An 8,379-nucleotide genomic window follows, 5' to 3' on the forward strand; every position below is an offset into this window, starting at 1 on the left:
TAGCGGGAGGAATGACTATGAAAAAAGTTGAAGTATTAGTAAGGATGAGATTGGAGAAAAAAATCGTAGTAGAGGTAGAAGATGTTGAGGAAGCAGAGCGTAAAGCAGGAGAGATGATCGATGAAATGGATCGTGAAGAATACAAAGAATTCCTGTCATCATCACGTATGCCTTATGGTGGCCCTTTTGTTGAAAAGGTATCCCTAGAAGCAAAGGTGAAAATGGCGATTGACGGCTTTGATCCATATGTTTTATGTCCAGGCGTTGACGCACCATATGATGAATATGATGGAGAATCTAGCAGAATAGCAGAAAAAATCGAGCATGACATGTCAAAGAAAGAAATTGCAGATATTATAGCTAAGGAATTTACTCGGTCCTTTAATACAGAGTTTACCATAGAAGAATGTATGTGGCCGGCTGAAGAGATATATGATTACTTAAAAAATCAGGTTTAATATGATTCTATAAAATTGGTTCAGTAAGAAAAGAGGTATCAGGCAAGAAATGAAATAAATAACACGGAGATGATAGAGATGTCAAACTTCTACTTCTGTAAATTCGGACAGGTAGAAGATATTGAAGTGATCATATATCCAGGAAATATGAGTATTGAACCAGTATTGTTCATAATGGATGGAAAAAAGAAAGTGGAGATTACACTTAGTTCTAATATCTATGAAAACGACTTGGGAGAATTCATGTTACATACAGGATTATCTGGTGAGTATCGAGATGCCGCGAATAAGGTGATGAGAGAGTTAGCTGCAGAAGTTGTAGACTTAGAACACTTCATTAAATATATTCTGAAACCAGCATACAAAGAAAAATTGATGAGCATTATTGAAGAGGAAGAGAAGAGTGGAAGATATTATAAACTTTGAGGTGGTTGCAATGAAGTATCGGACCTCAAAGGTAGGGGGCAAATTCCCAGAAAGTCATAATTACCCATAAATTATCCCGTTTTATATATAAGCGCCATTACTTAAGGAAGTTATGACGGGGCGCGGCACTGACTAACTAACGGAAAAGAGTGTTCGCGTGGGAGGAATAACCTGCTAAGCGTTTTTTTAAATCTTTTCATGCAACGAAAATATCTAATGACATATGAGGCTGTAGTGTGCGTGTACAATCAAGAAAAAATACTTATTTTAGTTTTATTAAAAATTTTGCAACAACATACAGATGAAAATCATCGATTAACGCAAAAAGAATTGATCAGGGGGCACGATTAGTTTTAGAGTCGCAAACAGATCAAGATGGTGTTCCGAGAAAATATCTGATTAATCCTTATCAATTGGTGGCGGCAAATGGGCGCTATTATTTAATTTGTAACAATGATCGGTATGATAACATCTCTCACTATCGATTGGATCGGATTACAAACATTGAAAAGCTTAAGGGAAAACATAAACCGATGGAAGAAGTAAAAGGGCTCGAACAGGGGCTAAATCTGCCAAAACATATGACAGAGCATATTTATATGTTTACAGGCGAATCTGTTTCCGTACGTTTAAGATTTAACAAATATTTCATCAATAAATTTATCGATTGGTTCGGTACAGAAAATATAACTTTCTCCGATCAAACAGAGGATGAAGTAACAGCTAGGGTTATGGTGAATAGAATAGCTATGAAAAAATGGGCATTGCAATTTTCCCTTCATGTAAGAATATTATCACCTCAGAGTTTGGTAGATGAAATAAAAAGAGATATTGATCAAGCTCGGAAAAACTATCAATAAAAATACTTTTGATAATCTTGTAGAAATTATAGAACAGATTATCTTAAAAAAATTAACAAAGGATTTCAAGTTTTTTTTATCTATTAATTAGTAGAATGTTGGACAGTTTAACTGGAATGATGATTTTGTAACGTTATTTTTATCAATTGCATTTATTGGCTTAGGTATTCCAATTGGCAGAGGAACAATAAAGTATAAACAACCGAGTCAATTTCATAATTACATTTATGAGCCATATCAACTCAACATCTAGTTGTGAACGGTCCAAGACAACTAGATGTTGTATCTTAATGGTGTCAATTCGGGATTGTGAAATTGACTAAACTATAAAATTATAATACATTACAACGTAAAATTTTTCAGGAGCGATTATATGAAGTCATTTATGTCATTTTTTATTTTTAATAGCAAGATCATAGAATATTTTCTGCCTTTCTCTACATATATGACCAGTTATAAGAAGAAAAAGAGTGTTATTTATTTGCTTTATTTAATCACTCTAAAACTATCTGTAACGGTCCTAGCTTGGTACCTTGTTACGGTTCCTTTTCTTGAAGCGTATTATCATGGTTATTTTTCGTTTTATTTTCGTTTTATTGGAATACCAGTAGGCATTCTTGCAATAATAGCTATATTCTTCACATATTCATATTTAATGCATAAGAAATTTATGGTTAGAGATCGGAGTGTCAGTGTAACAAGTCTTCTTTTTAATAACTGGATTAAAACATTTTTAAAGGTTATTTATTGGCAATTTTTTATAGCAACTTTTTTCATGATGTTTACGAAAAACATGCCTGAACTTAATTCTATTGGTCTTGAAACTCTTGAAAAACATTCTTTTCTTAACCTTTTTACATTGTTTGCAATAAGTATCATCTATGCTTTTACAAATAAATACTTTGAAATAAAAGTTCACCAATATTTTTATTACTTCTTTGACCTATGGTTAAACATAGAGGAATATGAAAATAGAATAAAAGAGCTATCAAAAGATTTTTCTATTCTCTTTACCAAATTCGATAACCACATGTATAGGAGCCATCGAAATCTCGCACGTGATTCAAGAGTAATTGTTTTAAGACATAAATACATCCCAATATCTTTTACGCTAACCTATTATGCAGTAGATTTTGAAAGGCATTATTATGCCGTATACCAAGAGGAATATGCTGCTGGGATAAGACCTTCATATCATAAAAACGTGAAAGAATCTAATATTTTTCCAAGAACGCGAATCATACAAAAGTACTACCCTGAGAAAATAAAAAAACGAGTTAGAGAAGGACGTAGAAAAACATCTGTCCCTATTGGGAAAATACTCATTATTGGTCGAGTGATCACTGTGCTTTTAGTCATTGCTTTGGTCCTTTCTGTGAATCATACTTTTACATGGGAGGATTTTCTTGAACATAGAAAGTCTAATTATTCAGGTATCGCTTTTCTATTAGTTATTTTATTAATTACCTATTTGTTTGCATGGTTTTATACAAATATTGCTATTAGTGTGGGGATGTTTTTTATCATAAAAGAGGCAGATTATTATGCGGAAGAGCCCATAAAGCTTCTTATATTAATTGCTGTCACTATTGTTTTTAATTTAATGGCTATGTCCTTTTGGAAAGAAGAAAAGATAAAAGAGCTTTTATATCTCAGATAATAGAGGTAATTGATACCGAAAAGTCATTATCGAAAAAGCCGAAACAAGAAATGTACTAGTCAGCCTAAGATATATTTAAATAAATGAATTGTTTGTTGAGTTAAATAGCATCATTTAACAATGGAATGCCAATAAGTACATTGATTTTTGCTTGATTTAAGGTAAAATGAATATAGATAGTAAAAAAGAGAAGTGCGTCAACACTACTCTCCGCAGCCTCAGCCGTACAGGTGGTGGTTGTCAAAAATTATTTCTTTGTTTGAGAGCCACCCTGCTTCCTACGGCGACGGGCGGTTTTCTCTTTGTTAAAAAAGTTTTTTTGAAAAAGATATGCACTAATTGCACGCACAATCCCCTTTCAACACTTCTTTTAAAAACTCCAAGAATGTCTCCATGATTATCACCTCCTTTCCCTAATTAAAGGAAAAGGAACATATGACAACCACCTACTCATAAAACTTTCAGCTGTATTTCTATTTTATCATGAATATATAATTTTTTAAACAAATGACGAACGTACGATCCTTTATTGAAAGCATAAAGATATTTTCATAGGAGACCATTGGAATGCTCGTTTAGTTCTGATTGGTGTAGATTTTTTTTAATCGGGTATATTAATTTAGTACATCTCACTAGAAGATGAGCAACATGGAAAACTGTTAATATAATTGAGCCTGAGTATTGACCGCGAGCTTTTAACCGGACCATTGTAACAGATTTATTAGAACGGATAGAAAATAATATCAGGCAATTGAAGGAATTTCCGAATTCAGGTAGTCGACTTGTGGATGAATATCTACAATTGAAAGGATATAGAAGAATTATTGTTGGTTCTTCTATCATCTTTTATGTTGTAGATGAGCAGCTGAAACAAGTAATCATTATGCGGATTTTATATGGTAAACGAAAATATCAGGATTTGCTATGAGGTGAACAAACGATGAGTCTAACAAGTTACATTGGTAGTAATGTATCCATTGAAGAAAAGGGATATGAGGAAGAACCTGTGGAGGGTAAAATTTTTGTTGGTCCGAGTTTCTCTGATGAAGGAAGTTTAGATGAAGTAAAAGAAGCGCAGTTTTCAACGACATATGTATATGAAGTAACGTTTAATAGTTGGGGAATGGAACTATCACCTTATCAGGATGAAAAATTTTATGAAGAAAACAAAACTGGTTTGCATCAAGTATGCGAGATGATGGATTCCTATTTAGACGTGGGCGAGTTTTTTGAATTTTATACATGCTGGGTTGGAGAGGAGTTTAATTCGAAGGAAGCGGAAATAACACTCCCAATTCGAGACTGGTATACGGAAGGAATGGAATTAAGGGAACAAACATTGATTCGATTTGTTAAAGGATGATTAAAGATCTATTAACTTGATGTATTAATGGTTCGAATCGCCTATAAAAACATTTGAAAATAAAAATTCAATATGATATGATTATTTAATGTTGGAATTCATTTTCCAAATTCCGATAAAAAGTGACATTAAGTTTTATAGTAGGGAGTATGAATAATTGAATATTAATGAAAAGGATCAATTTCAACATATGTTGGATAATAGTTTGTACCATCATTTTTCAACTCATAACCGATATTCACGATTCTAAAATCTTAGGATATGAGGGTTTATTACGATCAAGCTGTACTAAAAATCCAGAATCACTATTTAATACAGCAATAAATTTAAAAAAGATATTTGAATTGGATTTATACTCAATTAATACGGCGATACAGACTTTTAACGATTACGTAGATAAAACTACCTCAGACACTCACTTGTTTTTAAACATCCACCCAACTACTCTTGTTTCGCCAAACTTCAAAAATATATTATGTGATAGAATTGAAAATTCAAAAATAACGACTAATTGCCTTGTATTAGAGACTCAATTTTCGCAGCTCAAACTAGGCAGGTACACCTTGATATAACTAGGTAAGCCCGCAAACCAATACTGTAGTTGACTTTTGAATAACTTTTTGAATTTCTTGTTCGTTTTATTCAAAGCATCTTCAAGAAGCTCGATTAGCTGTTGTAATGCAACTGACTAATCCAGTTCATTTACTTCGCCACAAAGTTCATAAAACATTCCGCCAAGTGTGCGGTCATCTGTACTACAGCGATTTTGCCAAGACAAAAGGATATATCTTGAAAAGACAATAGTCGTGTGGCTAATTAGTAAATCATAGGATCTACCTTGAAATTCCTTTTGTAATTTCAATAGGGATTTTGTCGCCTTGAAAAAGCCTTCAATGTCCCAGCACATTCCATAAATTCGAATAATTTCTGTTTCTGTTAAGGTACAGTCTGTACTTAAGATAGCTAACCATTCACTTCTTTTATTACGATTTCGAACGAATACAACTTTTACTGGTACTCCGTTTGCCATCGTTGTATGAATGGAACGCAAGATACTTTTGTTTCCTGAAGTTGGTGTCGCTAGAAGATAAAGCTCTTTTAAACTAACACGTTTTTCACCAATCAAATAACGTTGATTGGTAGCTTTCACCATGCGAATCACATCCATACCTTGTTCCACAATAGATTGAATTAGTGGCTGCTGGGTAAACCAGCTATCCATTAACACATAAGACGTATCTATTCCTGCAGAAAGTGCACGAGATATCATTGATTTACAGCAAACTCATTAGATATTGATTATGTACAGGGGTTTTTAATGGGAAAGCCAGATAAATTAAGCAAATTAATGATATAGCAGGTGATTTAAATTGAATAGTATATTCTTAATAATGTTTTTAATATTATTATCATTTTTTTCAATTTTTTTAATAATGTTATTAATTTATAGGAAATATTCAAAGCAAAAAGAAATGGATATTAAAGAACTGAATGAACAAATAGTATCTTTAGAAGAAAAATTAAAAGATAAAGAGAGAAGAAATTTTCTACGTCTTCCAATAGGCAATGAAGTATGTAAATTTTACATACTAAAAATTGGTGACAAAGATATTGATTTAGTTAAAAACCGTATGGGAGAAGGAATAATAAGTGACATTAGCTTTACTGGATTACACTTAGAATCAATATATAATCTGCCTGTTAAAGATGCTGTTGAGATTAAAATGGAATTCGAATTTGATAATCACGAATTTGAAATAAGAGGATTATTGATGCGAAAAGAGGAGCACATTAATAGTAATAAACTTATTTATGGCGTTAAATTCATTGAAGCAGAAACTAGGGCGCAAAATGACCTAAACAAATTGATTAGAAACAAAGAACTTGAGAAAAGAAGAAAAATGCTTGAGCAAAAGGAAGTTTAATATGAAATCCTTATTTATCTAATAAGACAATAATTGAGCCGTATAAAAAAGCCATTGAACTCAAAGTGGACGTGCAGTTTAAAATAATCTTAAAAGAAGAAATGTTGAGAAGAGGGATTGATTTTAATATTAAAAAGCGAAAAACGTTAAATAAAATAATACTCTTTTCTAAAAAACTAGTAAAATAAAATTAGTAAATAAAAAGTGGTGATTACTATATACAGCATACTTTTAGTTGATGATTCATCCTTTATGAGAAAGTATATTGCAAATATACTGAACGATACGAAAAAATATAATGTCATAGCTGAAGCTTCAAACGGTCGAGAGGCAATACTAAAATTTCACTCATATAAACCAGATATAGTTATAATGGATGTAACTATGGATGAGATGGACGGAATACAAGCGCTAAAACATTTAGTAAGATTATATCCAGGAATTAAGGTTATTATGTGCTCATCTCTAGGTCACCACTTTTATGTAGACGAGTGTTTAAAAAATGGAGCAAAGGCTTTTCTTGTTAAGTCCAACCTTAAAGAAATTTTAAATGTATTGGATAAGGTAGTTGCTTAACTATATTTATTATTCAAGTATACTATATAAAGCAGATAAAAACTTCATTAACATTGCGGACATAAGTGAATGAATTTCATAATTACCAAAGTCGGCATTTCCATCACCATATGTAGTTGGGAACGAACCAGCTCAACTACATATGGTGATGGTGAAGCATTAAATACGTATTATGAAATTCATTAAAGTATCTTTTTAAAATTATTTTACACAAATTTTACACATTTCATACAAAAAACCTTGTGAGATCAGTGTTTATAGACCCATATCGATCCCGGTCACTGATTTCGAAGAGCTTTATCAAGAAAAGATACCTCGCCTAATAGATTTGAAATATCATTCTATTACAGACGCTGTGTTAGAACTTGATAGTTGTTGGTAATATACAGCATATTTTTATGACTTCTCAGGAGAACTTATATAATAATGAGGCTTCCGTATCATGAATTTAAACTAAATGGATCACACATTTGATGCTATTGAAGTCTCCGATTGAATAAGAAAGGTTTATATATTAGAATATAGACAGTTGCCCGCATCAAGTGCGGCGGGGATTTGTCAGGATAAAGTAATCACTCAACTAGCCAGGATAAGCTGAGGGTGATTGCTTTTTTGTGGCATAAATTTGGCATGAAACATGAAATCATTAATGAGTATTACAGATAACCTTAAACTTAAAAATGTCTGCAGACCCTTTATTTATTGGGATATGCAGACTCTATCGGTAACTAGAGATGACAGTAAGTTAATTGTTTCATCACCTTGGCAGGGTGAATATCATAGTGTACGTCATTTTTAATAAAGACAATAGGTGAGTATTGCGGACAGAATGAGCCAGCAGTGCGGAGTTTTGAGCCACCGTTTGCGGATAATAGAGCCAGTGAATGGGGACAAGAGAGCCACTATCAAAAAGACCATTATACATGCCTAATGTGGTGCGAATTTATTAGTCCGCCATCATTGACTTAACTTTTGTCCGTGTAGTTGTAACTGCTAAACTAGACTCAACAGTTTTCCACAAATAAGAGTAAACAGTTTTCACCAATTAAGACTAAACGGTTTACTAATTCCATATCCCTTTCGGTATACTTAAATCGGAGTATGTCGAAGG

Annotated in this window: 9 protein-coding genes and 3 pseudogenes; 11 read left to right on the forward strand and 1 reads right to left on the reverse strand. The window is 32.6% G+C overall.

What is annotated here, in order from left to right; all coding sequences use genetic code 11:
- Positions 1-17 precede the first annotated feature (17 nt).
- The 8 genes and pseudogenes from LZD48_RS17885 to LZD48_RS19135 all read left to right on the forward strand — a co-directional run bounded on the left by LZD48_RS17885 (position 18) and on the right by LZD48_RS19135 (position 5,339).
- The gene (locus LZD48_RS17885; protein ID WP_235764051.1) at positions 18-458 is read left to right on the forward strand and encodes a hypothetical protein; all 441 of its coding nucleotides are present in this window, start codon (positions 18-20) and stop codon (positions 456-458) included.
- A 78-nt stretch (positions 459-536) separates the two neighbouring features.
- On the forward strand, positions 537-884 hold the full coding sequence (locus LZD48_RS17890; RefSeq protein ID WP_235764052.1) for a hypothetical protein: 348 nt from the start codon (positions 537-539) through the stop codon (positions 882-884).
- Between the two features lie 329 nt (positions 885-1,213).
- Positions 1,214-1,381 (forward strand): annotated as a pseudogene (locus LZD48_RS19330) (WYL domain-containing protein); the annotation flags it as partial.
- 36 nt (positions 1,382-1,417) lie between these two features.
- On the forward strand, positions 1,418-1,744 hold the full coding sequence (locus LZD48_RS19335; RefSeq protein ID WP_498072170.1) for a WCX domain-containing protein: 327 nt from the start codon (positions 1,418-1,420) through the stop codon (positions 1,742-1,744).
- Between the two features lie 373 nt (positions 1,745-2,117).
- Positions 2,118-3,404, forward strand: a complete 1,287-nt coding sequence (locus LZD48_RS17900; protein WP_235764053.1) for a hypothetical protein — start codon at positions 2,118-2,120, stop codon at positions 3,402-3,404.
- Between the two features lie 706 nt (positions 3,405-4,110).
- Entirely contained in the window at positions 4,111-4,332 is a 222-nt protein-coding gene (locus LZD48_RS17905) for a type II toxin-antitoxin system RelE/ParE family toxin (protein WP_310739870.1), read from the forward strand.
- A 12-nt stretch (positions 4,333-4,344) separates the two neighbouring features.
- Positions 4,345-4,767 carry a hypothetical protein gene (locus tag LZD48_RS17910; RefSeq protein ID WP_235764055.1) on the forward strand — a complete coding sequence of 141 codons (423 nt, stop codon included), beginning with the start codon at positions 4,345-4,347 and terminating at the stop codon, positions 4,765-4,767.
- Positions 4,768-4,934: 167 nt separating this feature from the next.
- Positions 4,935-5,339 carry an EAL domain-containing protein gene (locus LZD48_RS19135; protein ID WP_369010274.1) on the forward strand — a complete coding sequence of 135 codons (405 nt, stop codon included), beginning with the start codon at positions 4,935-4,937 and terminating at the stop codon, positions 5,337-5,339.
- On the opposite strand, the pseudogene LZD48_RS17915 reads toward LZD48_RS19135, so the two are convergent.
- Positions 5,297-6,037 (reverse strand): annotated as a pseudogene (locus tag LZD48_RS17915) (IS4 family transposase); the annotation flags it as partial. The gene LZD48_RS19135 and the pseudogene LZD48_RS17915 overlap by 43 nt on opposite strands.
- Before the next feature lie 100 nt (positions 6,038-6,137).
- On the opposite strand from LZD48_RS17915, the gene LZD48_RS17920 reads away from it, so the two are divergent.
- From LZD48_RS17920 to LZD48_RS17925, 3 genes and pseudogenes are all read left to right on the forward strand, one after another.
- Complete coding sequence (locus tag LZD48_RS17920; protein ID WP_235764056.1) at positions 6,138-6,692, forward strand: PilZ domain-containing protein; 555 nt, start codon at positions 6,138-6,140, stop codon at positions 6,690-6,692.
- A 23-nt stretch (positions 6,693-6,715) separates the two neighbouring features.
- Positions 6,716-6,880: pseudogene (sda, locus tag LZD48_RS19140) on the forward strand (sporulation histidine kinase inhibitor Sda); the annotation flags it as partial.
- Positions 6,881-6,899: 19 nt separating this feature from the next.
- Positions 6,900-7,268, forward strand: coding sequence for a response regulator (locus LZD48_RS17925; RefSeq protein ID WP_310739871.1), 369 nt, complete (start codon positions 6,900-6,902; stop codon positions 7,266-7,268).
- Positions 7,269-8,379 lie beyond the last annotated feature (1,111 nt).

This window comes from Oceanobacillus alkalisoli (assembly GCF_021556485.1).
In the GTDB taxonomy this organism is placed as follows: Bacteria; Bacillota; Bacilli; order Bacillales; family Amphibacillaceae; genus Oceanobacillus; species Oceanobacillus alkalisoli.